Raw genomic sequence first — 25,392 nt, 5'->3', positions numbered from 1 at the left:
TATTCCCCCTATTCACTGATTTCTTTCAAGAAACTGTGTCCATGTTCCGGCATTTTAACCTGAAAATTATCGGCAATCGTTGCCCCGATATCGGCAAATGTTTTTCTTACCTCAAGTTCATTTCCGGTTTTCACTCCCGTATGATATACGAGCAATGGCACATATTCCCTTGTATGGTCTGTTCCGTGATGAACGGGATCATTTCCATGATCAGCAGTAATGATGAGCAAATCATCGTCTTTCAATTTATCGAGCACTTCCGGTAAACGGGAATCATAACTTTCCAATGCTTCCCCGTAACCTTGCGGATCGCGACGATGGCCATATTTAGCATCGAAATCTACCAAATTCAAAAAGCTCAAGCCACGAAACGGTTTATTCATTGATTCGGACAATTTGGTCATTCCATCCTCGTTGTCTACCGTGCGGATTGCTTCTGTTACACCTTCTCCGTCGTAAATATCGGAAATTTTACCTAGTGCGATGACATCCAGGCCGCCATCTTCCAACTCATTCATCACTGTTCTTCCAAAAGGCTTCAACGCATAGTCATGACGGTTCGAGGTTCTTTCGAATGCACCCGGTTCTCCAACAAACGGACGAGCAATTACACGGCCGACCATGTATTTTTCATCAAGCGTCAGTTCTCGGGCGATTTCACAAATGCGGTACTGTTCTTCTATCGGAATAATCTCTTCATGTGCAGCGATTTGCAATACGGAATCGGCAGAGGTGTACACGATCAATGCCCCTGTTTCCATATGCTCTTTCCCAAGCTCTTTGATGATTTCAGTACCGGATGCAGGCTTATTCCCAATAATCTTCCGTCCCGTTTTTTCTTCTAATTCCGATAGCAATTCATCAGGAAACCCCTCTGGAAACGTCCGGAACGGTTGTTGAATATTCAACCCCATTATTTCCCAATGTCCAGTCATCGTGTCTTTGCCATTGGATGCTTCTTGCATTTTTGTATAGTGTGCTTTTGGGGCGGACGCTTTGGATATTCCTTTTATTTCTCTAATATTGCTCAAACCAAGCTGACCCATATTCGGCATCTTCAAACCGCCCATATGTTCTGCAATGTGGCCTAATGTATCCGCTCCTTTATCATCAAATTTCTCAGCATCCGGAGCCTCTCCTATCCCTACAGAATCCATAACAATTAAAAATACACGATTGAATTTCTTCACAACGATCCCTCCTATATAAATTACTTTCCCTTAATTAACTGCAATTATGCTGCTAAAGAATTGTTGTAGGATGTCAGACAACTGTAAACAGAAAATTCAGGCTCTTGGGTGATAAGCCTGATAGATATCCTTCATTCTCGCTTTTGTTACATGCGTATATACCTGGGTGGTCGATATATCTGCATGGCCGAGCATTTCCTGTACCGCTCGTAAATCTGCACCATTCTCAAGCAAATGTGTCGCAAAGGAATGTCTTAATGTATGCGGCGTGATTTCTTTTTTGATCCCAGCATCTCTGGCAATCGCTTTCAATACCTTCCAAAACCCTTGTCTCGTCAATTGGTTTCCGTGATGGTTTAAAAATAAGGCATCGGTATTTTTTCGATTAAGCAATGCACCTCGAGCAGAATGAATATATTTTTCCACAGCTTCACTTGCAACGTTGCCTAAAGGGACAATTCTTTCCTTTGATCCCTTCCCAAAGCACCGGACAAATCCCATGGTAAGATGAAGATCCGAAACCTTTAATGAAATCAATTCACTAACCCGGAGTCCAGTAGCATACAGCATCTCCAGCATGGCTTTATTTCGAATCGCCAATGCATCCTTTTCCGGAATGTTCAGCAGCTTGTCCACGTCCTTAGAAGAGAGGACTTTCGGAAGCTTTCGTTCCTTTTTCGGTGTTTCTATATGTAAACTTGCATCTTTGCTGATGCCGTACTCTCTTACGATAAATTGATGAAAAAGCCTTAAAGAAGACAGTGTCCTGGCAATCGTAGCTGACGATTTGCCGTTATCTTTTAGCTGGTATAAGAATTGCATGATGTGATGGCGTTCCACCTCTTCCCATTCCTTAACCTCCAGGGTTTCGTTCAGAAATAACTGGTATTGCTTCAGATCTCGTTTATAGGATTGCAAGGTGTTCTCGGACAATCCCCGCTCCACGGTCAAGTAATGGAAAAAATCATTCATTTCATCTTTCATCTTTGCTTCTACTCCCCTAATCGAAAAAATATCGACAAACGTTCCATCCAATCCTGGTCCTCCTGATTAAATACCTTTACCGCCCTGCCCTCAGGCGGGTCGTAACGGTGATAATCCTGATATTCAGCATGCATCGCTCTTAAACCGAAATAGAATAAGAGGGTACAAGCCGTAAAAATGATGAATATTTTCAACGCATCTTTAATCAGTAATAATGCGGGTTTCATAGGCATATCTCCTCAATCAGACTAATCGTTTTTCTATTAATAAAGATATGCCAAAAAAACGGAAAAATATACGTCAAATTAAGATTAACAGATTCTAACGAAGGATAAAAGCATTTCCCTGAAGGTTTAAGAGGTTTGTGTTTTTTTCGCAGCTTCCAACTGGCAGTTTCTGCACACTCCATGGAAGGTCAGTCGGTGATCCTTTACCTGGAAACCCCAATCACTCTGGACGATTTTTTCCACATCCTCCAATAGATCATCCTCTATCTCCTCCACAGATCCACACTCCATGCAAACAAGATGGTGGTGAAAATGGGCGGCTCCTTCTTTTCTTAAGTCATAACGGGAAACTCCGTCCCCGAAATTTATTTTATCGACAATTTTCAATTCTGATAGCAATTCTAACGTACGATAAACGGTTGCCAAACCTATTTCAGGGGCTTTTTCTTTTACAAGTAGGTAGACATCTTCCGCACTCAAATGGTCTTCTTCCCGTTCCAACAAGACACGAACGGTGGCTTCCCGTTGAGGGGTCAATTTATAACTTTGCGCATGCAGCTGTTTTTTAATCCGGTCGATTCGGTGTTCCAAGTCCCATCCCTCCCTCATAATACCAACTTAATTATAAGCAGACATGGAACCAGTGTCAAATTGTAATAATTATAATCTGTAATTTAAAATAATTATAAATTAATACCTATTACTGATAAATCCATTCTATTACCTGTTGCATGGCAGGTTTTGTCACGAAAGATTCCACGATTGATGCAGCGGCTACAAAGATTAAGAGGGTGACAAAAGAAACACTGTATTTTGCCAGCGGCTGTAATATCGGTTGTTGGGAGCGTCGGCTGAACAACTTACGCAAAAGGGCAAGCGAAAAAATCATGGCAAGGCTTCCAGCGATCAAATATGCTGGTATGATCAGCAAATTTTGCGGCGCTATCGAAGCAGCAGCAAACAATAGCCCCTTCAGGCCCATTTGATTGACAAAAAATCCGACGGAGAACCCCACTACAAGCCCCTTTACAAACAGCATTACCCAAATCACCGGCAGCCCGATGATCGACAACCCCAATATAAATAAAAGAAGCAAATATTTTAAATGATAAAAAATACTTGATTTAAGGATTTCCTGACTATCTGCTATGGTTCCTTCTGTCATCTGGCCGAAAAAACGTTCCAAGTAAAAGAATAAATCCTGCTTTTGGGCAAAATTCATACTGTTAACAATAACGGCACCAAAGATGATTCCGATTAAAAACAAAACAAGCATAAAAAAATAAACGACAGCATGGTCTCTCATATGGTTTGCGATCAGGTTCCGATTTTTATACATGTATATCCCCCATCATCCAGCAGATAGTTTTGCTTATACTTCAAATCTATGAGGGATGATGAATAATTAGACCAAAAAATAGAACCATTACGGAAGCTCCACTTTGCCATACTTCCCTCCGCCTCCAGCTACGACGCGGATCCGGCCTTCTCTCATTGAGACGATAGCTTTTGCAAGTTTTTCAGAGACTACTTCTTTTAACGCCTTTTCGGTAGTATGATGGAGAATGTCCATCTCTGTGCCAAAAACATTAAGCAACTTTTCAAGTGTCTTGGGACCAAGTGTCGGCAAATATTCCAGTGGAACCTGATAAATATAGGGAGGTCGGGAAGGAAACACGTTGGCATCAGCTAACTCGTTGATTCGATCGGCCACACCCTTGACCCACTTGTTGCTACTGCATTTTCTGCATGTATCCCCTGCTTTCACTGGCTGGAAGCATTCTGCACATACCGTTTTATGGTACTTACCAAGAAGCGGATTCATCCCGTAATTGGCCTCGATTTTCCTTCCTTCCAAGTTGTGAAGAGCACTTTTTAATTCTTGAAAGGAAGGCATTTCCATGTGAATTTTTTGATATTCCCTTCCTATTTTAGCAAGAGAATGAGCGTCCGAATTTGTCAGAAAGGTGTAACGATGCAATTCACTGATTTGATCTGCCATTGCTGTATCCGCACTCAATCCCAACTCGATGGCATCTATTAATGCAGGGTCCAAAACTTCCGTGAGTGACCGTTTCACTCCTTTTCCATATACGCTTTTAAAAGGGGTGAACACATGCGCCGGGATGAATAACCCAGAAAGTTCTTTTACTTTGTATTGCAGCTGTCTCGCAGTCCCGTAATACCGCTGGGAACTTAAATGGATGTTAGTCACGCGCCTCTTTAGCCACTGGGTGAACTCTTCCATGCTCTTCAAATCCGGCAAAAAACAGAGAACATGGATCGGCCCTTGGCAAAGTGAATCATAAACCTCTATTTCCGAACCGAGAATTAACGTCGTTCGTTCATATTGGATACCGCCATTTGCCAATTCCCGTGCTCCTTGGTTGGTTAACAACTCTCTCAATTCCATTTGAACAGCAGGTACATGGCTGTCGATAACACCAACTAAATCCATCCCTTTGTTTCTGCTCGCTTCCAACAAGATATTCGACAAAGTGAGGGATTTTGCTCCGGTGATTTTCACCGGCTTATCGAACATATCTCGGCCGATATGGATATGCAAATCGGCAAAATAACTGTTGAAAACCACTTTATTTACGCTCCAACAGCCGCAAATACAATACAGCGTAAGCGGTTTTTACATCATGAATCCGTTGTTCTCTGACTAATTGCTCTGCTTCTTCAAGCGTCAACTCCATTAATTCCACAAATTCATCTTCATCCCCGGCTACCTTTTCCTCCAGCGGAATAAGGTCTTCTGTCATATAGAGGTGAATGATTTCATCTGCAAAGCCCGGAGAAGTATAAAAGGAGGTGATGAAGGTCAAATCATTCGTCGTATAACCTGTTTCTTCTTCTAATTCCCTTTTCGCCGTGACTTCAGGTTTTTCGCCAGGTTCCAACTTGCCAGCAGGGATCTCTACGATCGATTTTTCAAGCGGCTTGCGGTACTGTTCGACAAAAACGATTTTATTGTCTTTGGTCACCGGAATAATCGCTACAGCGCCGGGATGTTTTACAATTTCCCGTTTTGATGTTTTTCCGTCAGGCAAAGCCACTTCATCTACTTGAAGGTTAACTACTTTTCCTTTAAATATCGACTGAGAGGCTGTTGTTCTTTCTTCAAATTTGTCCATGTTAATCCTCCTAAGGTCATTTATTACCATAAAGCATACATCAGTTTAACATACATCCCTATCTTGATTCTTCTTATTTGTCATATGTCTATCCGCTTCCTTAGAATAGGAATCAGATAGAACAAGGAGGAGATGTAATGGAAAAGCGCCAAATCGGCAATTCAGATTTATATGTTTCCCAACTTGGCCTGGGTTGTATGTCTTTGGGATCAAATGAACAGAAAGCGCGATATATCCTGGACAAAGCCCTTGACTCCGGTATTAATTACTTAGATACAGCTGATTTGTATGATTTTGGAAAAAATGAAGAAATAGTCGGCAAGGCTTTGAAAGGGAAAAGAGATCAGGTTATCCTGGCGACAAAAGTCGGAAACCACTTTGAAGGACAGAATGGTGGTTGGTATTGGGATCCTTCCAAGGCATATATTAAATCAGAAGTAAAAGAAAGCTTACGGAGACTTGGAACCGATTATATTGACTTGTATCAATTGCACGGAGGAACAATCGATGATCCGATCGATGAAACGATCGAAGCGTTCGAAGATTTAAAACAAGAGGGGGTTATCCGTTATTACGGAATCTCGTCTATCCGACCTAATGTTATTAGGGAATATATAAAGCGTTCCTCTATTGTTAGTGTCATGATGCAATACAGCCTCTTGGACCGCCGGCCAGAGGAAGAAATGCTTGACTTGCTCCACAAGCATCGGATCAGTGTGCTGGCTCGCGGGCCACTTGCTAAGGGCATGCTCAGCAATCAAGCCGAAAAAAAAGCGGAAGCAAAAGGCAAGGAAGGATATCTTGATTACAGGGCACAGGAACTGCAGACTATCGCAGAAAAGCTGAAGGAATACAGCAGCCATAACAGGTCGAGTAATGCGCTTGCCCTTCAATATGTTTTACAACATCCTGCCGTTACTGCCGCTGTCTTTGGAGCGAGCAGTGTCCAACAACTGGAAGATAACTTAAGTATCCAAAATGCAGACCCGTTGACTGCAGAAGATGTGAAGCATTTACAATCGATCAGTAAGCCAATCAAGTATGCCAATCACCGCTAAGTAAAGGAAACGTCAAAGAATACTTGAAGCTTGTAGAGAAACCCCGGTTTTTCTACAAGCTTTTTTCTTACCTCTTGCCACTGAGAATCTAGCAGAATCATTTGTACTGATGCCAGTCAAGATCGCTTTCCTTGAGCAGTTCTTCAAAGCTTTTATTTGCTTCCCTTATTTTTCGTTCTTCCGCTTTTCGCTGTTTTTCCTGTTCCAGCTTAGCCTGCTCCTCCTTTTTCAACTCCTTCTTCTTGGAAGATAATTTGTTAACTAATTCAGGATCTAAACGTTCCTTTAACGAATTGGTATCTCCATTCTGACTTTTCTTAGCCATTATACTGTCACTTCCTTATCCAGGTCTTGGGGAGAAATAAACGCATTTAAAACTCCCTGTGGACTTGTTAAGCGGAATGTCCGTTGATTAAAATCCAGTTTCATCTCTTTTTCAAAAAAAGTCGTTTGCTGTGGATGAACGATGACAGAGAGAGATTCATTATCCACTAGTAAATCTTCCGGATGTTTTTCGTCTCTCAGTCTGATTGTAGGCACCCCGTTTACACCACAACAACCCTCTGTATCATAATAAATTTGCAAATAATTTTTTTGATTAGCTTTCATTTCCTCGTTCAGTCGCGCTAGTGCTGCCTCTGTAATTGCCAGATACATAAGCGTCCCTCCTTCCCTATTATTTTTCATTATATCAATCGCATCAACGCTGTTCATTTTCCGCGACTTATTTTTTGTTAAATTGATTTTTCAACAATTTTTCCATCCATCCTGGAGAAAACTGATACAGCCTGCTTCCGAATTCCATCCATCGCGGCAGATTAATTTCCCTCTTCTTTCGAAACAGGTTCAATACCACTTGATCGGCCACCTTATCGGCCTTCAGCATGTATTTTCCCACTGCCTGTCGATACTCACCAGATGGATCGGCATGATCAAAAAAGCTTGTAGCGATTGGACCAGGATTAACTGTAGTTACCCATATACCCTTTTGTTCTACTTCCAGCCTCAAAGCATTGGAAAACCCAATAACGGCATGCTTGCTTGCACTGTAAACGGAAGATTTAGGTGTGGCAATTTTACCAGCCTGTGAGGCGATGTTCACAATATGCCCGTATTGGTTTTGGAGTAAGTGCGGCAGTAATTGATGGACGACTTTAACCAATGCAATAACATTAAGCTTGAGCATGTTTTCCACCTCGCTCCACTGCGCATCCTGGAAAAAATCAAATACCCCAAATCCTGCGTTATTCACCAATCCTTGAATTGGCTGATGCTTCTCTAGTATATCTGCCAACACCCCTTCCAATTGATCGATTTCAGTCAAATCTGCTGTATAAAAAGGTATGTTGGTTTGATGAGTCTCTGACAACTCATTAGCCAATTTTCTTAAGGTATCTTCCGATCTTGCAATCAATATTGGCACGCCACCTTGTTGCGCAATCTTTTTGGCTATTTGTTCACCCAAACCACCGGATGCTCCAGTGACGATTATCTTTTTCCCTGCTATTCTGTCACCCACACTATTCACTCATTTCTAATTTGAACTTAGACAGTCCATTTATGTTCATTCTTTGAATATGACCGCATGCTTCCAAATAGTCAAGCTGACCAATCGTTTCGGACATCGTCAGCCCGAATTCTTTTTCAATATGGTTGGGAAATAATCTTTCACAGACCTGGAAAGCAGTTTTTTCCCCATCGTCGAGGATTTCTTTCACTCTTTCTGCACGTTGTTCTTGTTTTTGTATCCGTTTATCGATTAAAGGGACAGCTCCACTGAAAATTNCAAATAATTTTTTTGATTAGCTTTCATTTCCTCGTTCAGTCGCGCTAGTGCTGCCTCTGTAATTGCCAGATACATAAGCGTCCCTCCTTCCCTATTATTTTTCATTATATCAATCGCATCAACGCTGTTCATTTTCCGCGACTTATTTTTTGTTAAATTGATTTTTCAACAATTTTTCCATCCATCCTGGAGAAAACTGATACAGCCTGCTTCCGAATTCCATCCATCGCGGCAGATTAATTTCCCTCTTCTTTCGAAACAGGTTCAATACCACTTGATCGGCCACCTTATCGGCCTTCAGCATGTATTTTCCCACTGCCTGTCGATACTCACCAGATGGATCGGCATGATCAAAAAAGCTTGTAGCGATTGGACCAGGATTAACTGTAGTTACCCATATACCCTTTTGTTCTACTTCCAGCCTCAAAGCATTGGAAAACCCAATAACGGCATGCTTGCTTGCACTGTAAACGGAAGATTTAGGTGTGGCAATTTTACCAGCCTGTGAGGCGATGTTCACAATATGCCCGTATTGGTTTTGGAGTAAGTGCGGCAGTAATTGATGGACGACTTTAACCAATGCAATAACATTAAGCTTGAGCATGTTTTCCACCTCGCTCCACTGCGCATCCTGGAAAAAATCAAATACCCCAAATCCTGCGTTATTCACCAATCCTTGAATTGGCTGATGCTTCTCTAGTATATCTGCCAACACCCCTTCCAATTGATCGATTTCAGTCAAATCTGCTGTATAAAAAGGTATGTTGGTTTGATGAGTCTCTGACAACTCATTAGCCAATTTTCTTAAGGTATCTTCCGATCTTGCAATCAATATTGGCACGCCACCTTGTTGCGCAATCTTTTTGGCTATTTGTTCACCCAAACCACCGGATGCTCCAGTGACGATTATCTTTTTCCCTGCTATTCTGTCACCCACACTATTCACTCATTTCTAATTTGAACTTAGACAGTCCATTTATGTTCATTCTTTGAATATGACCGCATGCTTCCAAATAGTCAAGCTGACCAATCGTTTCGGACATCGTCAGCCCGAATTCTTTTTCAATATGGTTGGGAAATAATCTTTCACAGACCTGGAAAGCAGTTTTTTCCCCATCGTCGAGGATTTCTTTCACTCTTTCTGCACGTTGTTCTTGTTTTTGTATCCGTTTATCGATTAAAGGGACAGCTCCACTGAAAATTTTTCCGTGTCCCGGATAAACGGTATGTATGTCAAGCTCCCTGCAACGGGAAAGGGCATCACGATATTGAAGCAGCGGCTTCGGACGGGCCATTCCCGGTATCGCCGGCGGTTCTAATAAAGGGTTGGAGGAAATATGGGACAATAAATGATCCCCGCCGATGAAAGCACCCGACTCTTCTTGAAAAAAAGACAAATGGCTTTGTGCATGGCCAGGAGTTTCCAATACACGGTACTCCTGATGCCCCGGCAGCAGGTCCCCTTCCTTTAGACTATCGGTAAGTGCACCTTTTCCTGCAAAACGAAGCGGAGCTCGTAGCGTTTGCAAAAAAGCATGGTAGGCTTCCGGAACTCCTGATTCCAAATATAAATCATAAAAAAATTGTTCATATCGCTTAAAATAAGCTTCTTCCCGTTTTAGCCAGACATCATTCAAAGCATGTCCATAGATCGCTTTCAGCCTCGGAAATTCTTCCGTTAAGCCAGTATGATCTGGATGATGATGCGTCAAAATAAGCTGTTCGATATCCTCCGGGTAATAGCCGATGCGTTTCAATCCGTCTGTCAACGCTTCCCAAGCCTGCTTTGTCTTTGTTCCTGCATCGATCAATGACAAAGTATCCCCTTTAAGTAAGTATACATGTACATCTCCGACTGCAAAAGGAGTCGGTATGGTAATCTGATAAATATTTGTATTTGCCATTAAAAAACCCCCACAATGAATGACCATTCATTTTATGATTATTTTACGCCTTTCTCAATGGAAAGTCACCCCTTTTGCAAAATGAAAAACACCCCGGTGTTATGTGAGGCCACTGAAAAACTGAAGTTCTATGAGAGGTAGAATTTAAAAAAAGCGGTCTGTACGGAAATTAATTTCCACACGGACCACTTTTCGTCTGATTTTTAGAGGTTTGCGTCCTCTATTCCTTCATTAGTTTAACGATTCGTTTTACGCTTGCCGTCAAAATCGTCATCGCACATTGAAAGCGCATGCCTTCGAGACCCGAAGATGAGGCGACCTCATATCTGTGTCTATGCTTCCATTCGCTATTTTTAGCTTCAATCTTATATCGTTCCTTCGCCCTTTCTTTAAGGTATCACTGTTTTGAAAGGTGAGTTGATCGATATGTTCTTCGGATTTTAAGCTGACCGAATAACTTTTGGTTTTGGCACCAGGTTTATAACAGTACAAGAATAAAGAGTTGGTTTTCTTTTTTAAATCAAAGAAAACCAACTCTTTTTAGATTGGCCCTTGGTAATTCCACGACGAGCGAGCGGTGGTGACGCCTGCGGGAACAGCGCGAGCTGAAGATCTACTTGGTCAAGTGATCTTGTTGACCAAGTTAGCTGTGGCCATGCCCGCGGCAAGCATCCACCGACAAGCGATTCGCGGAAGATTAAAAGGACTTTTTCAGCGGCCTCGCGTTATGTCGGAGTGTTTTCAGTTACTTCCGTAACAATGATTGGATGGCCGTTTTTACGATTTCCGGCAAATAACCGAAGCTATAAGTTAACTCCAGCCGCTCTGTCCACTGATGGGGGTCTTTTCCCAATGGACCTATATTCAGTATCGGCATGGTCATCTGCTCCATTACATCCTCCGGCAGTTCAAACCCCTTATTCTGCAAAGGCATATTTTGGGTCAACGGCGACAAACTACTGTTTGAAGCAACAGATCCTATATAACTTAGGTCAGACAACCCGGGAAAATACTCCACTGTTTGCAACGATATTCCGTACCGTTCACTAACATGACTCCCTACCGCTTCAACCGTACCAGCTATGTATCTATCTTGATGAGAGGTTACCGCTGGATAAAATGGCGGGCTGTAAAATAATACAATCATCGGAGCAAGGTCTTTACACAGAGCTGCCAGCTCCTGAACCAACAACGTCGAAAAATCTCTATCACCAGAGTCACGTTTTTTTATCAGTAGATTCTGTCTTCGTTCCACTTCCTCCTTGCCAAATTGTTCAACAGCAAGGTGGTAAAGTTCCTCGTAATGGAACACATTGACATGGAATTCCGGTTTGACAAAATCAGCAGCCATACGTGAATATTTATCCACTTTTTCATCGTAATGCTGTTCGATCGCTACAGCCGCTTTTTGCGCTGCGTGGTACAGCTTTTTATTAATGGTTTCAATTGACTGTTTTAAATAATGGACGTTATACATCGATACAGCCGAAACAGGTGTCTGGACCGAATATTCCTCTTTCAAATCACGCTGCATCAAGCTTACCGGCGGAGGTGTTACTTCCTCGCCGACTTTCTCGACAAAAGCTTCATTCAACTCCAATTCTTCGGATAAGAATCCGACCATTAAATTGGCGTTTAATCCGGCAAACGGTTCCCCCACATGTGTTTCCTTTCCATAACATAAAAATCCAGGAAGAACCTTACCGATCGAACCGGTGTACATATAATAATGATGATCGCCAGGATATTTACTGAACATTGGCTCTCCGTTTAAACAAGCTCGGTAGCGAAGACCCTGTTCCTCTCTTAATCTCTTCAGCACCGGCAATGCAGTAATCATCCCTAAAGAGTTGACTTCTTCATCAGGCACTGTCAAAAGAAGGATGTTTCCATCAAATTGACCGGAGATAGCCTTTTCAAGCATCGATAAATGGACAGCAAGCCCCGATTTCATGTCCATTGTCCCTCTCCCGAAAACCCATTCTCCCTCTGTTTCCAAGTCCTTTTGGACCAATTCAGGCAATTCAGCCTTACGTTTTACTAGCTCTGCTGTCAGTTCCTGCGGGTGAAAAGCGAGATTTTTCAAAGAGCCGTAATCTTCTATACCGACGACATCGAAGTGACTGAGCAGGATAACCGTATCAGCCTCCTCATTTTGTTTGACCAGCGCCGTAAGAAGCTGCCGGCCATCTTTTAAAGGATGCAGACTTAATAATTCGGGATGTTGCTTGAAATAGTCTTTTTCCTTGAGGGTATAAAACAAATATTCGGCTAAGGCAAGTTCATCTTCACTGCCGCTGATACTAGGATAACGGACCAGTGAATATAATAATTCAGTCAATTGCTCCTTTGTCTGCCATTCTTGCATACGGCTACATCCTCCCTTTGCGTTGACTTTTCTACAGAAATAACACACAATTTAACCATACTTTCAAGATGAGGTGAAAACTGTGAAAACGCTAGTGTTTGCACACCGTGGTGCTAGTAAACGAGCACCAGAAAACACCATGCCTTCGTTTCAGCTGGCGTATGAGATGGGAGCCGAAGGCATCGAAACAGATGTCCAGCTATCGAAGGACGGTATCCCTGTATTAATCCATGATGAAACGGTACGGCGGACGACAAATTCTGTCGGCTTTGTTCAAGATTATACCTATGAACAGCTGCAAAATCTAGATGCTGGATCATGGTTTTCAGAAAAATACGAAAATACCAGGATCATCTCTTTAGAAGATTTTTTGATATGGGCTCAACCGAAACAGCTTCAGTTGAACATCGAGCTTAAAAACAACGTAATCGATTATGAAAACCTCGAAAAAAAGGTCTATGACCTGTTAATAAAATACAAGCTCGTCAAGCGGACGACGATTTCAAGCTTTAACCCTGTAAGCCTTGAACGGTTTAAGCAAATCGATAGAAAAATTGCTACCGCTCTGTTAACATCACAGAGAATAAACGGACTGGTCGATTATACGTCAGGCCTCGGGGCGAAAGCTTTACATATTAAGTACCGGTTGTTGAACAGCAAAGTTGTTGAGGAATGCCGGGAGAAAGATATGAAGCTCCGGATTTATACGATTAACCGAGCAGGCGCAATGAAAAAATGTTTTCAATTGCATACAGACGCAATATTCACCGATGTACCGGATATAGCGATTGAGCAGCGCCGATTGTTTGAGTAGATCGATCACAAAAGACTAATCGCAAGCAGGAGGTAATAAATATGTCTGCAAAACTTTTTACTCCCATCACATTTAGAGATGTCACCTTAAAAAATCGAATTGTCATGTCACCGATGTGCATGTACTCATGCGAACCAGAGGACGGAACTGTCCAGCCTTTCCATCTCGCTCATTATGAATCCCGGGCAGCAGGACAGGTGGGCCTTGTGATGGTGGAGGCAACTGCTGTACAACAAGCTGGCAGGATTTCAGCAAAAGACTTGGGTATCTGGGACGACAAGCAAGTCGAAGGATTGAAACAAATCAGCGACAGGGTTCACGCCCATGGTGCAAAAAGCAGTATTCAGCTTGCCCATGCCGGAAGGAAAGCAGAAGATGAAGAGACTAATTATAGTGCAAGCGCACTTGCATTCAATGACAGATACCAGACACCGGTTGAAATGAGCACCGACGACATCGCTGAAACAATCGAAGCCTTCAAGCAAGGTGCATCCAGAGCTAAACAGGCAGGTTTCGATATCATTGAACTTCATGGTGCACACGGCTATTTAATCAACCAGTTCTTATCTCCTCTAACCAATCAACGCAACGACCAGTATGGTGGAAACCGTGAAAATAGGTACCGCTTCTTATCAGAAATAATAGATGCGGTTAAAACGGTTTGGAATGGCCCTATCTTTACTCGTATTTCAGCAAATGAATATGCGGACGGTGGGAATTCTACCGAGGACTTTATCTATTTTGCAGAACAAATGAAACAGCAAGGTATCGATTTAATTGACTGCAGTTCTGGCGGTGTTGTACCTGCCAAAATTTCTGCTTATCCTGGATACCAGATACCTGGAGCGGAAACAATCAAGCATCAGGCCGGTATCCATACAGGAGCCGTTGGATTGATCACCACTGGTATCCAAGCAGAGGAAATTCTGCAAAATGATCGTGCTGATTTAATTTTTCTAGCCCGTGCTTTGTTAAGAAACCCCTACTGGCCTAAGGCTGCTGCAGATGAATTAGGCTGTACAATCGAAGCACCGAAACAATATGAACGCGGCTGGAGGTAAATTGGGAGGAGTATCATGGACGTCATATTTTTAGGAACAGGTGCAGGTCTGCCGTCAAAGGAAAGAAACGTTTCATCGATTGCGTTGCGGATGTTACAGGAACAGCAAAGTATCTGGCTTTTTGATTGCGGGGAAGCTACACAGCATCAAATCCTTCATACGACAATCAAACCAAGAAAGATAGAAAAGATATTTATCACGCATTTGCATGGCGATCACATTTATGGATTGCCAGGAATGCTGAGCAGTCGATCCTTCCAAAGCGGTGAAACACCAGTGACCTTATTCGGCCCTAAGGGTTTAAAGGAATACATTGAAACAAGCTTGCGCGTAAGCGGAACAACCCTTACCTATCCGTTGATCGTCAACGAAGTGAAAGAAGGCATGTTGTTTGAAAATGAACAATTTCGCGTATCCGCCAAACAATTGTCTCATGGTATTGCCTGTTTCGGTTATCGTATTGAAGAAAAATCACGCCCTGGGGAGTTGCAGCCGGAAAGACTAAAAGCTGCCGGCATTGAGCCTGGGCCAATCTATCAAAAAATCAAAGAAAATGAAGAGATAACATTGCCTGATGGCAGAACAGTATTACGAAGCGATTTTATCGGACCTGATAAACCTGGACGAATCGTTACCATTATCGGTGATACCAGGTACCTTCCGGAACTGAAGGAATTCGCCGCAAATTCCGATTTACTGATCCATGAAGCAACCTTCAAAGGGGACAACGAAGAGCTGGCATACGAATATTTCCATTCCACTACGAGACAGGCTGCAAAAATCGCCAAAACTGCCGGCGCTCGAAAGCTCGTCATGACACATATTTCTTCCCGTTATCAAAGCGATATGGAAGAACAGCTATTATACGAAGCTAGAGAGATATTTCCCGCTTCTGAACTTGCTCAGGATTTTCATCAGGTAGAAATCCCTCAAAACTAACGGCACGGTTAGGATGACGCTATCTACAAAATGGCGTTCCTAGCGTGCCTTTTTTGTTTCAGCCAATTACCTCCTTCTTTAACCCACTCTTCTAAACGCTTCTTATCACGGCACAAAATTATCTACCATCATACGACCATACGACCTATAAAGCGCAAAGCTTATGGAGGCTCGACAGCCGTCCGCAGAGCGAAGCATATTTCTGTCGGACCATGTTAATAGAAAAAAGTTGGGGTGTAATGAAGCGTTCGGAACCAAACCACAATCTTCGAAACCAACCTTATCTATATGTGTTTTACCTTTTTGCAATTGGGTAAATAAAGGAGTGAACGAACAAACTAATTATAAGGAAATCATCATAGAGAGGAAGAATAAACATGTGCCAACACATCAAAGAACACATTCATCTAAACAGAATGCAAAACAAACCAACTTACAGTACCACCTGTCAGGATTGTTTCCGACAAATTCTTAAAAACCCGAATATACTGAAAAACATTTATCAAACAAATTGATACGGAAAAGCATCTGCTCTTGTAGAAAAACAATCGTTTTTCTACAAGATTTTTAGCTTTTACAAGGAAAGAGGCTGGCAAACAACGTTTAAAAACAGTATTACGGACATTTAATGGAGAAACAAACGTTAGTCCCCCTCTCCTTTTTCATTTTTTTTATAATCGTTAAGAAAATCTTTTTGAAAACTAGTCCGCGGCTCTATTTCCCCTACATTACCACCGAGTTTTTTAAAAGGATTCTTTCCATATTTCTCTGTTAACTGGTCGATTGTCTCGTAAAGTTTTTCTTTGCTCGCTTCTTTTTCATACGTGAATAAATCCAACTGCTGTGCAACATCTCTTTTCTCTGCCACGTCTTGGACGGTAATACCCAACAACCGTACCGGCTCCTCATTCCAATGCTTTTCAAACAAATCCATACTTGCCGTTAAGATATCAGAATCATTATCTGTATAATCAGGAAGTTTTCGGCTTCTCGTGATGGTTTTATAGTCGTGATACTTTACCATGATTTGGATGCCACGGCCCACAGCCTGCTTTCTTCGCATACGCCTGACCACGTTTCTCGTTAAGTGGGCAAACAGCTGTCTGATCTCTGTATAATCCGTCGTATCCTGTGGCAGCGTTTCAGAGCTTCCGATACTTTTGAATTCATGCACAGCATCTGGATCGACCGGACTGGAATCCAAGCCGTTAGCACGATTTTGCAAACGTTCCCCATTAATTCCCAACAGACGTTTCAATTGAAGCGTATCCGCCTCTACCAAATCCTTGATCGTATAAATTTCCAATTTTTTAAGCTTATCAGCTGTTTTGCTTCCAATCCCATACATCTCTTCGATGGGAAGCGGCCAAAGCTTATTGGCTAGATCGCGTTTCCTCAGGACCGTTATGCCCATTGGTTTTTTCATATCGGAAGCCATCTTTGCCAAAAATTTGTTTGGGGCAATGCCTATGCTGCAGGGCAAGTCTAGTTCACTTGCTATCCTTTTTTGAATGGATTCTGCAATTTCCAATGGGGAACCCAGATGCTGACAGTCGGTTATATCCATGTATCCCTCGTCAATGGAAACAGGTTGTACAAAAGATGTCACGTCCGATAATATCTTAAATATCTCTCTGGAAGCCGCCCGGTAACGATCAAAATTTGGACGCATGACCAACAGTTCTGGACAAAGCTTTTTCGCTTCCCATAAAGGCATCGTTGTTTTAACCCCTTTTTTTCTGGCCTCATAACTGCTGGTGACGATAATCCCCTTTCGTTCTTCCGGATTGCCGGCAATTGCAATGGCCTTTCCTTTTAATTCCGGGTTATATGCCATTTCAACTGAAGCATAAAAACTATTCATATCGACGTGAAATATAACACGGCCTTTTTTTGGATACCACTTCGACATAACATTCACCTTCTAACAGAACGGTTGTTCTACTCCTAATAGTATAGCATACTTGGCCAATTTAAGACTTTCCAGGATAATCAACAACAATGAAACCATTCATGGAAATGAGGGAATATAATGCGCATGTGAATTTTCGTGCTTTTTTCCCTTAACCCTGACAAAGAGTCAAGCTATTTTGTCACGAAATGTTCTTTGACAAAAACGGTTAAGAGGAGTTTAATAGAAATAGTTTTCCATACGAGTAAAAGGAGGTGAATACAGATTTGATTGAATTATTGAATGAATTATTGAACGAAGCATCACCGTTTTATTTTTACGTTAGTATGATTCTTGCGATCTACTGTGCGTTCGGTTTTTCCGTGATTGCCTACTCCTCTCTATCAAAAAGCAGTGAGATGGTCACCCGGGATTACCACGCCATTCAGTTCCGTCTTCTTCCCGTAGCGGCAAGGCTGACCGAGACCTGTTTAGTGACTACCTGGATAGCAAGTAAAGTAAAACGGAAAGATGGCCCGGAAGATGATGCAGACCACCATACCTTCTCGCTATACAACCAGAAACATATCCTGCGAGGAGGAAAACAATGGAGAAACATTCTGTATTCACAACCTTTAAAAAGACCGGTTTTATCTTACTAACACTGCTTTTGTTACTGACAGGCTGCCAAGGCACTTCTGATGGAGGATCGACTGGCTGGTTCCATCATTACTTTATAGACAGTTTTTCGTTCTTAATAAAAAGTATGGCCTCGTTGCTAAACGACAATTATGGTGCATCCATTATCGTTGTAACCTTACTAATACGCTTGGCATTGATGCCATTGATGCTGAAACAGCAGAAAGGCAGCTATCAAATGCGAGAAAAAATGGCTGTCATGAAACCAGAAATGGATGCAATCAAAGAAAGATACACCAACAAGACCGACCAGGAATCGAAACGGAAACAACAGCAGGAAATGATGCAGTTATACCAAAAACATGAAATGAACCCACTCGGGGCGATGGGCTGCTTACCGATGATTATCCAATTCCCTATTTTGATCGGTTTTTATTATGCAATCCGGACAACACCTGAAATAGCGTCCCATACGTTTCTATGGTTTGATTTAGGTAATACCGATATGTTTATGCCCGTGATTGCCGCCGCTATTTATTTTGTACAGTTTAAGGTGACGCAAATTGGCATGGACGCTCAACAGCGAAAACAAATGGCTGTATTAGGTTTACTTTCCCCGGTAATGATTGGGTTTGTTTCCTTCTCCGCGCCAGCCGCCCTACCACTATATTGGGCTGTCGGCGGATTGTTTTTGATATTTCAGACCCTTCTGGCTAAACGGTTATACCAGCCAGAACAATCCCATGAAACAGCAGCTGTAAATCAGCCCGTTAAATAACCAAATAACTCCCCGGTGATCGGGGGCCACTGAATAACTGAAGTTTTATGATAGATAGAATGTTAAAAAAGCGGTCTGTGCGGTAATTAATTTCCACACTGACCGCTTTTCGTCTAATTTTTAGAGGTTTGTGCCCTCTATTCCTTCATTAGTTTAACGATTCGTTGTACGTTTGCCGTGAAAATCGCAGTCGCACCTTGAATGCGCATGCCTTCGACACCCGAAGATAAGCGAATGTTCTGGAGCCATTTCAAGGAAATACTTGAAGGACATGTCGACCTGAGCTCGTTCCACGAGATCCACATCAGACAACGTATAGATGGCTTTTAGGAGGAGGTATTTGAACATTCGAATGGGATGAAAAGCGTTCCGTCCATTGTCATGACAGTATTTGTCCTTCCGTTCGTCATAAACGAAGGAAAAATCGATAATCTCATTGATTTCCCGAAGAAGATAGTCCTTAAAGACCACCATATCGTAGAGGCCTTCATACTTTATAATTGACGGTCTAGCATCGAATCTCTCCCTTTTATGTATTCCTTTCATTGTACAACAAAAGAGCGATTTTCTTTTTTAAATCAAATAACATCAACTCCTTTTAGATTGACCCTTGGTAATTCCACGATGAGCGAGCGGTGGTGACGCCTGCGGGAACAACGCGAGCCGAAGATCCACTTGGTCAAGTGATCTTCTTGACCAAGTTAGCTGAGGCCGTGCCCGCGGCAAGCATCCACCGACAAGCGATTCGCGGAATCAACAACGAGCGTTGACAGCCATTTTAGATTAAAAGGACTTTTTCAGTGGCCTCGTGATCGAGAGTTTTTTTCTCTTTAAATGGCTCTATTAAAGTTAGTAATTTTTGAGGGGGGTAATTCTAAATCGGGAAACTTATGATACACTTAGGTTAACAAAATACTCGAATAGCTACGGTTGAAAATGCTGGAGGTGTCAAATGTGGCAAATGAGGTTATGTTCATTTTAGTTATTGTATCCATGGCTATATGGATTATGGTGTCTCGTGAGGCTGTAAAACCTTCTAAAGATGTAAACTGGCGAAAAATGATTACATTACTGTCTGCAGGCTCTTTATCTACATTCATTCTAACCATCACGCTTTTTCAAAACTTGCCGTTTTAGTCCCGTTATCGGGGGCTTTAGTTGGTAGAAGGCTTGACTACGGTAAAGAACCTCCAAATAATGGTAGTTCTTTTTTATTAAACCTTCCACGCTAAAAGAGACAATGGTTCAAACTTACCCGTACCCCACACTTACTGGATGAAATAGCTCCTTGTGTTCAAGAAATCCTCTTTTTTTGCTCCCAATTCAATATGGTTAATGCAACCCTAAAATTACTCCTTCATTTGCATGTATTTCTTCTCTTGGTATAATATACTTTGTGTCCATATTTCAGCCTTTCGACTCTTGTTGACTGTTTAGTTTACCCGCTTTAACCCCAGCTTCCCAATGCCAGGAAACTCGGTTTTAATGGATGACTTCCGTTTCGATCTCTACAATACATATTTCCAATCTGTTTATACTATCCATGGACACTCAACAATATAAGGAGGATGATGAATAAATGAAAAAACTACTTTCCTTTTTATTCCTGGGAATAGCTTTACTTTTAACCGCTTGTGGCGGAGAAGAATCGAATGAGAATTCAGACCAACCAGCAAATGATAACAGCCAAGGCGATAAAGGAACGATATCCATCGGGATGAATAACTGGGCAGAAAACGTAGCTGTCTCTAATATGTGGAAAATCATTTTAGAAGAAAAAGGCTATGACGTGGAGTTGACCTCTGTAGAGAAGGCCTTTCTCTACGAAGCACTTTCTGCAGGGGATCTAGACATCGGAATGGAAATTTGGCTGCCAAATACCGACCAAGCCTATTATGATAAATACAAAGACGAAATTGACTGGCGGGATAATTGGTATGAAGGCACTGATCTGGCACTCGTTGTTCCATCTTATATGGAAGAAATCAACAGTATTGAAGATCTGAAAGACCATAAAGAAGAGCTGGACTCGCAAATCGTCGGGATTGATGCAGGAGCAAGCATTATGTCTTTAACAGAAGAGGTAATAGACACGTACGGACTGGATTTTGAATTGGCAAGTTCTTCTGAGCCAACCATGCTAACCGAACTGCAGAACAACATCGAAAATGAAGAACCTATTGTCGTTACTTTATGGAAACCACACTGGGCATTTGCTGAAATGGATTTGAAAATTCTTGAGGACCCAGAAAATGTATACGGGGATTCCGAAAATATTTCTTATGCTGCCCGGAAAGGACTGGAAGAAGACCAACCAGAGGTCGTACAATGGTTCGATGATTTTGAATTAGATGACGAGCAGCTGGGAAGCCTGATGGCAACAATTAATAAAGCTGAATCAGAAGAAGAAGGTGCCCAGGAATGGGTTAATGACCATCAGGATTTAATTGAGAGCTGGACAAAATAAATAAGGCTATTTTCGTAAAAGGTTGTATCTACCTCGAAAGATACAAAGTAAGAATTCGGTATATGTGGATATTTCCTATTCGGACTAAGATTCGTGATAGTCCGGTGCTGCAGAAATATACTCGCTTTCCGTGGGGAACGCTTCAGCCAGGGTAGTACATGAATAAGCTTCTTCGCTCCCTTGGGTCGATGAAGCCAGCTACGAAGCTTAACAGGACGACGCAGACCCATCCGGGGGGGGCGGCGGGGTCTTCAGACTTTCCTCTCCACAGGAGTCTCGCATTTTTCCGCAGGGATGGGTGAATACTCCGGTATGGATGGAAGTCATCCAAGGTGCGTTCGCATTTTGTATAAAATGTGAAAAACTTGAAAACAACAAAGTCTGAGAAAAGAGTCATAAATAAAAACCACGGCGACATCTTACGGTGTACCGTGGTTTTATTTTACGTTTTTCAATGATAACGGCTATATTCAACACCCAATCACTAATCCCTCTTCGAGACTTTAGTGTCAATATATCATGAATCAGGCTGACTCATGGAGCCAATCCCAAGCTTCTGAGAGCTCATCTTTTTCAAATTGCTTGACTGTAATACCTGGCAAGTACTTCCCTATTTTAGTCAATGATTCAATGGAATCTTTTTCTGTCACAACGGCAAATTTTTTAAATTGTTCCCAATGCTTGGCATCGAATTTCATTCCTTCAATCATCCCCTTCAATGTGGATCCTTTTATATCATGGACAATCGCCAGTATGTTAAAGGAACCACCTTGCGGAAAATGTTCACGTACATAGTTTTCCAATTGATCTGCGTCCTCTTTAGTTGCCTCGCCCGTGAACTGCACAGCAATCGTCTTCTCTTCCTGGCTCGGTAAAAATGATAACATGAAAGCTCTCCTTTCGATGAAGCTTATCATCCTGTTACCCGATTTTTAGCAGTTTTCAAACCAACCTATCCTATCTGATTCCTATTAAACCTGTTTAACGCTTTCTACTCCAACGGCAGAGGTCTTTATGCATTGAATGAACAGTACGAGAGAGATGATCAATAACATTCCGGAACCCGCTACTACTGTCATTCTTACAGAAAAAAAGTGAGCCAGCAGACCAAATAATCCCGTACACAAAATGACAAGTATTGATTCCACCCATCCATATATACTGCTCAGCCTGCCTAGCATATCGATAGGAACTTCAGTTTGAATAAAAGTGGTGAAGCCTGTTCCGGCAAAGGCTAAGGAAAAGGAAAGAATGAAAAAACCAATTCCAGCTATCGAGAAGCTTTCGGAAAAAGCATATACTAAATAACCTGCCGCCAAGAAAACGGAAGCGATACCGATTAATCCCAACGGTTTCAGCAAATGAGAAAACAACGTATTAAGAATAGCACCGAAGATAATTCCAGCCCCAGCTACGCTGACAAGCAAGCCATACCAAAAGTCAGTCAAGGCTAATTCCTGTCTAGCAAAAACCGCCTCCAACGAATCTATGGCAGCTGTCAGCACTGTAATGCAGCTAAATAGCATATAAATGCGCAATACATACTGATTTTGTCTGCTGAATGTGCTAACCGTTTTCCAATCAGTCTTCACCATGACAAAACCCGAAAGCTTCTTACCATGTTGCATCTCTTGTCTATTTTCTACATCCGGTATCAAAAGGGTAAGAAATCCTGACACTATAAAAGTAACTCCATTTAAGAAAACGGCGATAATTGGTGAGCCGACCATAAATAATATGCCGGCCAGTGCAGGACCAACCAGAAAAGCTCCGGAATCCACCAAGCTGCGCAAAGCGTTAAACCGATACCTGTTTTGCTCTGGAATCAGTTTTGTCATATAAGTCAGGGAAGCAGGATGAAAAATGGCACTTCCCATATTGATTAGCAGTACGATAAAATAAATGACAGATAAAGAAGAAACCATCGGCAATATAAACAACAACAATCCCCTGCTAACATCCAACCATATCATCAATTTCTTTTTGTTCATTCGATCAATCAGACTTCCCGACCATCCATTGGTTAGAATCGCCGCAACTGGTTTTAAAATATACAGGATTGCGACAGCAATGGGAGAGCCAGTCATGTTAAGGATGATCAAATTGTAGGCAATTAAGTAAATCCAGTCCCCTATATTGGAGATCCCGATAGCGACCAGCAATACGAATGATATTCTCGGCATCCTTTTTACTTCTTTTCTTTGCACCACGTTCTCCCCCTATTTTCTATAGAACAGAAATACTTATTTTCAATTCTTGTTCATAAAAAAAGAAAAAAACCCACCCCCAAGACATCACATCTTGGGGGCGGGTCTGACCGCGGTGCCACCCCAGTTTACCGATACCTCACAATATCGGCCTTTTCAGGTACGGCTAATAAAAGCTTATACCTTAGCCCTGTAACGGGAGCTCCCGTTACATCATCCCCGTTCGCTTTTCGGTTCCGATGTAAAGCTCTGAGGCTTGCTTCAATAAGCGCAGCTTCCTCCCTTCCCAGCTGACGGGGGTCTCTGTAAAGCTTCACGTTTATCTACTCTTCTCTTCATCGCTCTATTATAATTTTACTTATCCTAACACTTGATAATAAAATTGTAAATAATCATCTTCATTCAACCATTTTATACCATGTATGAGAATTATCCGCTAATATCACGCTATGTAGTGTAACTGAATTTCGCGGAATTGGAGTGGGAACGATGGAAATGCATGAAGAAGACAGAAATTTTTTTGACCAGGCGATTCTGGATTATAAAGAAGGAAGCAACCGGCTGGAAAAAGGCCTTCCGGAAATGACGAAGAGTTATTTCGATTTTACAGAAGCCTGCTTTCAGGACGGCGCAATGGATGGAAAACAAAAGCAATTGATCGCCCTTGGTATCAGTATTTATGCCCAGGACGAATATTGTATTATGTATCATACCAAGGGTGCTGTAGAACATGGGGCTACCGAAAACGAAATGATGGAAACAATCGCTGTCAGTGCTGCTCTCGGTGGTGGTGCAGCCTTTTCGCAAGGTGTTACGTTGGCAATGGAAACATTTGATCACTATAATGAAGTAAAACATTGATTCAGTTGATTCACTGAATCATGCAAAACCAGGCAACATGGCCAAGTATTTTCCCCTGCCATTTTTGCTTGGTTTTTTCAATTTAGGCTCTGTTAAAGTTACGTGTTGATATTACTAACAAAAAAAGAAACTCCAATTTTTATGGAAGTTCCTCTTATTTAGATTGGGTTTATTCAACTAAACAACATCTTCTATTATTAAATTTGTTTCTTCCTTACTTCTTGCATTGCTGCTTGTTTGGAATCTTTCACTATTTTCAAAAGCACCGCCAGGATGAGACCAACCACTACCCAATCCTTTTAGCCGCCTTTTACAATATGCTCAAAATATACAATAACCATAAAAATTAGCCAGACCGTTAATGGAATTGCCAAACTCTTAATTGCTTGTAACGGTTTATAATCTTTATTTTTCTTTTGTAGAAGTCTATCGGTAATAAAGAACAACATAGAAGCACCTAAACTATACAATAGTAATATAAGACCAAAAATAACGTGCAAAATGCCGGAGAGAATGATTTCAGATTTTTCATTTCCTGTTTTTGTTGAAATAATTTTACTGACTTTATCACTAATAATAGAAGTTAACACTCCATAAATTAAAATAGCTTAAAATAGCTGGGAAACTATACATCAAATAAACAGGTGTGGTTAATACAACCGCAAATAAATAATTTGGTAGTGATGTAATCGTTTCGCCAAATGGATTTGGCACGATTAGACCCAACAAAATAGAAAACAAAGAACCAGAAACAGATGCCGAAATGATTTTTCTTGAGAATATTGTGCTCACCTCCATTATTCCGTACATATATAGTTTCACGAAACACTAAACATTGAACTTTGCCAATCTCCGCTATCCTATGGATCGGCCAGTTCAAAAACAAATGAAGTAAGTAAAAACTCTTTAATGTTGAGTTTTGTACGCTCATCACTACAACTATCTACAAACAAGAACCAAGTAAGGTAATGTTCAAGATATTTCGTAGGTAGCTTGTAAAATCGTCACTATAGAATCCAAAAAAATTGGTACTATTTGAAGCAATATTTCATAAGCCTCACGCCAATATTCTATGTAA

The 25,392-nt window shown here is 41.7% G+C and carries 26 protein-coding genes, 3 pseudogenes and 1 other annotated feature; of the genes and pseudogenes, 9 read left to right on the top strand and 20 right to left on the bottom strand.

Features of this window, described 5'->3' with window-relative positions; translation table 11 throughout:
- Positions 1 to 8: 8 nt before the first annotated feature.
- The 7 genes from deoB to BN1067_RS13230 all read right to left on the bottom strand — a co-directional run bounded on the left by deoB (position 9) and on the right by BN1067_RS13230 (position 5,541).
- The gene (gene deoB / locus BN1067_RS13260) at positions 9 to 1,190 is read right to left on the bottom strand and encodes a phosphopentomutase (RefSeq protein WP_110943488.1); all 1,182 of its coding nucleotides are present in this window, start codon (positions 1,188 to 1,190) and stop codon (positions 9 to 11) included.
- 96 nt (positions 1,191 to 1,286) lie between these two features.
- Positions 1,287 to 2,174, bottom strand: coding sequence for a site-specific tyrosine recombinase XerD (gene xerD, locus BN1067_RS13255; RefSeq protein ID WP_053219433.1), 888 nt, complete (start codon positions 2,172 to 2,174; stop codon positions 1,287 to 1,289).
- Positions 2,175 to 2,182: 8 nt separating this feature from the next.
- Positions 2,183 to 2,401 carry a YqzK family protein gene (locus tag BN1067_RS13250; RefSeq protein WP_053219329.1) on the bottom strand — a complete coding sequence of 73 codons (219 nt, stop codon included), beginning with the start codon at positions 2,399 to 2,401 and terminating at the stop codon, positions 2,183 to 2,185.
- A gap of 126 nt (positions 2,402 to 2,527) precedes the next feature.
- Positions 2,528 to 2,992, bottom strand: a complete 465-nt coding sequence (fur, locus tag BN1067_RS13245; protein WP_053219328.1) for a ferric iron uptake transcriptional regulator — start codon at positions 2,990 to 2,992, stop codon at positions 2,528 to 2,530.
- Positions 2,993 to 3,101: 109 nt separating this feature from the next.
- On the bottom strand, positions 3,102 to 3,740 hold the full coding sequence (gene spoIIM / locus BN1067_RS13240) for a stage II sporulation protein M (protein WP_053219327.1): 639 nt from the start codon (positions 3,738 to 3,740) through the stop codon (positions 3,102 to 3,104).
- Positions 3,741 to 3,827: 87 nt separating this feature from the next.
- A complete protein-coding gene (locus BN1067_RS13235) occupies positions 3,828 to 4,943 on the bottom strand; it encodes an endonuclease Q family protein (protein ID WP_053219432.1) in 1,116 nt (371 codons plus the stop codon).
- Between the two features lie 52 nt (positions 4,944 to 4,995).
- Complete coding sequence (locus BN1067_RS13230) at positions 4,996 to 5,541, bottom strand: NUDIX domain-containing protein (protein ID WP_053219326.1); 546 nt, start codon at positions 5,539 to 5,541, stop codon at positions 4,996 to 4,998.
- A gap of 137 nt (positions 5,542 to 5,678) precedes the next feature.
- Between BN1067_RS13230 and BN1067_RS13225 the strand changes: the two genes are divergently transcribed.
- On the top strand, positions 5,679 to 6,599 hold the full coding sequence (locus BN1067_RS13225; RefSeq protein WP_053219325.1) for an aldo/keto reductase: 921 nt from the start codon (positions 5,679 to 5,681) through the stop codon (positions 6,597 to 6,599).
- Positions 6,600 to 6,696: 97 nt separating this feature from the next.
- Here the strand turns inward: BN1067_RS13225 and BN1067_RS13220 are convergent, their stop codons facing one another.
- The 8 genes and pseudogenes from BN1067_RS13220 to BN1067_RS13190 form a co-directional block, all read right to left on the bottom strand.
- Positions 6,697 to 6,924, bottom strand: a complete 228-nt coding sequence (locus BN1067_RS13220) for a YqkE family protein (protein WP_053219324.1) — start codon at positions 6,922 to 6,924, stop codon at positions 6,697 to 6,699.
- A complete protein-coding gene (locus BN1067_RS13215; protein WP_053219323.1) occupies positions 6,924 to 7,256 on the bottom strand; it encodes an iron-sulfur cluster biosynthesis family protein in 333 nt (110 codons plus the stop codon). Before BN1067_RS13215 ends, BN1067_RS13220 begins: the two co-directional genes overlap by 1 nt.
- Positions 7,257 to 7,323: 67 nt before the next feature.
- Complete coding sequence (locus BN1067_RS13210; protein ID WP_053219321.1) at positions 7,324 to 8,118, bottom strand: SDR family NAD(P)-dependent oxidoreductase; 795 nt, start codon at positions 8,116 to 8,118, stop codon at positions 7,324 to 7,326.
- Position 8,119: 1 nt separating this feature from the next.
- Positions 8,120 to 8,317 (bottom strand): hypothetical protein, encoded by a 198-nt coding sequence (locus BN1067_RS13205; RefSeq protein WP_053219322.1) that lies wholly within the window; start codon positions 8,315 to 8,317, stop codon positions 8,120 to 8,122.
- 210 nt (positions 8,318 to 8,527) lie between these two features.
- Positions 8,528 to 9,322, bottom strand: a complete 795-nt coding sequence (locus BN1067_RS13200) for an SDR family NAD(P)-dependent oxidoreductase (RefSeq protein ID WP_053219321.1) — start codon at positions 9,320 to 9,322, stop codon at positions 8,528 to 8,530.
- 1 nt (position 9,323) lies between these two features.
- Positions 9,324 to 10,289 carry an MBL fold metallo-hydrolase gene (locus BN1067_RS13195; protein ID WP_053219320.1) on the bottom strand — a complete coding sequence of 322 codons (966 nt, stop codon included), beginning with the start codon at positions 10,287 to 10,289 and terminating at the stop codon, positions 9,324 to 9,326.
- Between the two features lie 220 nt (positions 10,290 to 10,509).
- Positions 10,510 to 10,817 (bottom strand): annotated as a pseudogene (locus BN1067_RS20230) (IS5/IS1182 family transposase); the annotation flags it as partial.
- A gap of 217 nt (positions 10,818 to 11,034) precedes the next feature.
- A complete protein-coding gene (locus BN1067_RS13190; RefSeq protein WP_053219319.1) occupies positions 11,035 to 12,657 on the bottom strand; it encodes a M20/M25/M40 family metallo-hydrolase in 1,623 nt (540 codons plus the stop codon).
- 82 nt (positions 12,658 to 12,739) lie between these two features.
- On the opposite strand from BN1067_RS13190, the gene BN1067_RS13185 reads away from it, so the two are divergent.
- The 3 genes from BN1067_RS13185 to rnz are packed head-to-tail and all read left to right on the top strand — an operon-like array spanning position 12,740 to position 15,471.
- A complete protein-coding gene (locus BN1067_RS13185) occupies positions 12,740 to 13,471 on the top strand; it encodes a glycerophosphodiester phosphodiesterase (protein WP_053219318.1) in 732 nt (243 codons plus the stop codon).
- Between the two features lie 41 nt (positions 13,472 to 13,512).
- Complete coding sequence (namA, locus tag BN1067_RS13180) at positions 13,513 to 14,532, top strand: NADPH dehydrogenase NamA (protein WP_053219317.1); 1,020 nt, start codon at positions 13,513 to 13,515, stop codon at positions 14,530 to 14,532.
- Between the two features lie 15 nt (positions 14,533 to 14,547).
- Positions 14,548 to 15,471, top strand: coding sequence for a ribonuclease Z (rnz, locus tag BN1067_RS13175; protein WP_053219316.1), 924 nt, complete (start codon positions 14,548 to 14,550; stop codon positions 15,469 to 15,471).
- 643 nt (positions 15,472 to 16,114) lie between these two features.
- On the opposite strand, the gene BN1067_RS13170 is transcribed toward rnz, so the two are convergent.
- A complete protein-coding gene (locus tag BN1067_RS13170) occupies positions 16,115 to 17,383 on the bottom strand; it encodes a DNA polymerase IV (RefSeq protein ID WP_053219315.1) in 1,269 nt (422 codons plus the stop codon).
- Positions 17,384 to 17,649: 266 nt separating this feature from the next.
- On the opposite strand from BN1067_RS13170, the gene BN1067_RS13165 reads away from it, so the two are divergent.
- Together BN1067_RS13165 and yidC are read left to right on the top strand one after the other, a co-directional pair.
- Positions 17,650 to 18,024 carry a hypothetical protein gene (locus tag BN1067_RS13165; protein WP_053219314.1) on the top strand — a complete coding sequence of 125 codons (375 nt, stop codon included), beginning with the start codon at positions 17,650 to 17,652 and terminating at the stop codon, positions 18,022 to 18,024.
- Positions 17,970 to 18,779: a membrane protein insertase YidC gene (yidC, locus tag BN1067_RS13160; protein ID WP_053219313.1), complete on the top strand. Its 810-nt coding sequence runs from the start codon at positions 17,970 to 17,972 to the stop codon at positions 18,777 to 18,779. Before BN1067_RS13165 ends, yidC begins: the two co-directional genes overlap by 55 nt.
- A gap of 225 nt (positions 18,780 to 19,004) precedes the next feature.
- On the opposite strand, the pseudogene BN1067_RS13155 reads toward yidC, so the two are convergent.
- A pseudogene (locus BN1067_RS13155) lies at positions 19,005 to 19,253 on the bottom strand (transposase); the annotation flags it as partial.
- 480 nt (positions 19,254 to 19,733) lie between these two features.
- On the opposite strand from BN1067_RS13155, the gene BN1067_RS13150 reads away from it, so the two are divergent.
- Together BN1067_RS13150 and BN1067_RS13145 are read left to right on the top strand one after the other, a co-directional pair.
- Positions 19,734 to 19,916 (top strand): hypothetical protein, encoded by a 183-nt coding sequence (locus BN1067_RS13150; RefSeq protein WP_053219312.1) that lies wholly within the window; start codon positions 19,734 to 19,736, stop codon positions 19,914 to 19,916.
- A 442-nt stretch (positions 19,917 to 20,358) separates the two neighbouring features.
- Positions 20,359 to 21,246 (top strand): glycine betaine ABC transporter substrate-binding protein, encoded by an 888-nt coding sequence (locus tag BN1067_RS13145; RefSeq protein ID WP_053219311.1) that lies wholly within the window; start codon positions 20,359 to 20,361, stop codon positions 21,244 to 21,246.
- Positions 21,247 to 21,770: 524 nt separating this feature from the next.
- Here the strand turns inward: BN1067_RS13145 and BN1067_RS13140 are convergent.
- Both BN1067_RS13140 and BN1067_RS13135 read right to left on the bottom strand, forming a co-directional pair.
- Complete coding sequence (locus BN1067_RS13140) at positions 21,771 to 22,133, bottom strand: SpoIIAA family protein (protein ID WP_053219310.1); 363 nt, start codon at positions 22,131 to 22,133, stop codon at positions 21,771 to 21,773.
- 84 nt (positions 22,134 to 22,217) lie between these two features.
- The gene (locus tag BN1067_RS13135) at positions 22,218 to 23,453 is read right to left on the bottom strand and encodes an MFS transporter (RefSeq protein ID WP_407701371.1); all 1,236 of its coding nucleotides are present in this window, start codon (positions 23,451 to 23,453) and stop codon (positions 22,218 to 22,220) included.
- Positions 23,454 to 23,546: 93 nt separating this feature from the next.
- Positions 23,547 to 23,801 (bottom strand) — a binding site (T-box leader).
- A 141-nt stretch (positions 23,802 to 23,942) separates the two neighbouring features.
- Here BN1067_RS13135 and BN1067_RS13125 point away from each other — a divergent pair.
- Positions 23,943 to 24,314, top strand: coding sequence for a carboxymuconolactone decarboxylase family protein (locus BN1067_RS13125; protein ID WP_199868528.1), 372 nt, complete (start codon positions 23,943 to 23,945; stop codon positions 24,312 to 24,314).
- Positions 24,315 to 25,174: 860 nt separating this feature from the next.
- On the opposite strand, the pseudogene BN1067_RS20225 reads toward BN1067_RS13125, so the two are convergent.
- A pseudogene (locus BN1067_RS20225) lies at positions 25,175 to 25,318 on the bottom strand (IS1595 family transposase); the annotation flags it as partial.
- Between the last annotated feature and the right edge of the window lie 74 nt (positions 25,319 to 25,392).

It is taken from the genome of Virgibacillus senegalensis, assembly GCF_000821245.2.
Classification (GTDB): Bacteria; Bacillota; Bacilli; order Bacillales; family Amphibacillaceae; genus Sediminibacillus; species Sediminibacillus senegalensis.
Note: the sequence above shows the minus strand (reverse complement) of the source record. Positions and strands in the feature narration are given on the sequence as shown.

Bases quoted from the DNA above. Each gene is read 5' to 3' on its own strand.
- BN1067_RS13190 (WP_053219319.1), bottom strand. From the start codon at position 12,657: ATGCAAGAATGGCAGACAAAGGAGCAATTGACTGAATTATTATATTCA.
- BN1067_RS13195 (WP_053219320.1), bottom strand. From the start codon at position 10,289: ATGGCAAATACAAATATTTATCAGATTACCATACCGACTCCTTTTGCA.
- BN1067_RS13125 (WP_199868528.1), top strand. From the start codon at position 23,943: ATGGAAATGCATGAAGAAGACAGAAATTTTTTTGACCAGGCGATTCTG.
- rnz (WP_053219316.1), top strand. From the start codon at position 14,548: ATGGACGTCATATTTTTAGGAACAGGTGCAGGTCTGCCGTCAAAGGAA.
- spoIIM (WP_053219327.1), bottom strand. From the start codon at position 3,740: ATGTATAAAAATCGGAACCTGATCGCAAACCATATGAGAGACCATGCT.
- namA (WP_053219317.1), top strand. From the start codon at position 13,513: ATGTCTGCAAAACTTTTTACTCCCATCACATTTAGAGATGTCACCTTA.
- BN1067_RS13145 (WP_053219311.1), top strand. From the start codon at position 20,359: ATGAAAAAACTACTTTCCTTTTTATTCCTGGGAATAGCTTTACTTTTA.
- BN1067_RS13220 (WP_053219324.1), bottom strand. From the start codon at position 6,924: ATGGCTAAGAAAAGTCAGAATGGAGATACCAATTCGTTAAAGGAACGT.
- BN1067_RS13235 (WP_053219432.1), bottom strand. From the start codon at position 4,943: ATGTTCGATAAGCCGGTGAAAATCACCGGAGCAAAATCCCTCACTTTG.
- yidC (WP_053219313.1), top strand. From the start codon at position 17,970: ATGGAGAAACATTCTGTATTCACAACCTTTAAAAAGACCGGTTTTATC.
- xerD (WP_053219433.1), bottom strand. From the start codon at position 2,174: ATGAAAGATGAAATGAATGATTTTTTCCATTACTTGACCGTGGAGCGG.
- BN1067_RS13230 (WP_053219326.1), bottom strand. From the start codon at position 5,541: ATGGACAAATTTGAAGAAAGAACAACAGCCTCTCAGTCGATATTTAAA.
- BN1067_RS13215 (WP_053219323.1), bottom strand. From the start codon at position 7,256: ATGTATCTGGCAATTACAGAGGCAGCACTAGCGCGACTGAACGAGGAA.
- BN1067_RS13250 (WP_053219329.1), bottom strand. From the start codon at position 2,401: ATGAAACCCGCATTATTACTGATTAAAGATGCGTTGAAAATATTCATC.
- BN1067_RS13140 (WP_053219310.1), bottom strand. From the start codon at position 22,133: ATGTTATCATTTTTACCGAGCCAGGAAGAGAAGACGATTGCTGTGCAG.
- BN1067_RS13170 (WP_053219315.1), bottom strand. From the start codon at position 17,383: ATGTCGAAGTGGTATCCAAAAAAAGGCCGTGTTATATTTCACGTCGAT.
- BN1067_RS13225 (WP_053219325.1), top strand. From the start codon at position 5,679: ATGGAAAAGCGCCAAATCGGCAATTCAGATTTATATGTTTCCCAACTT.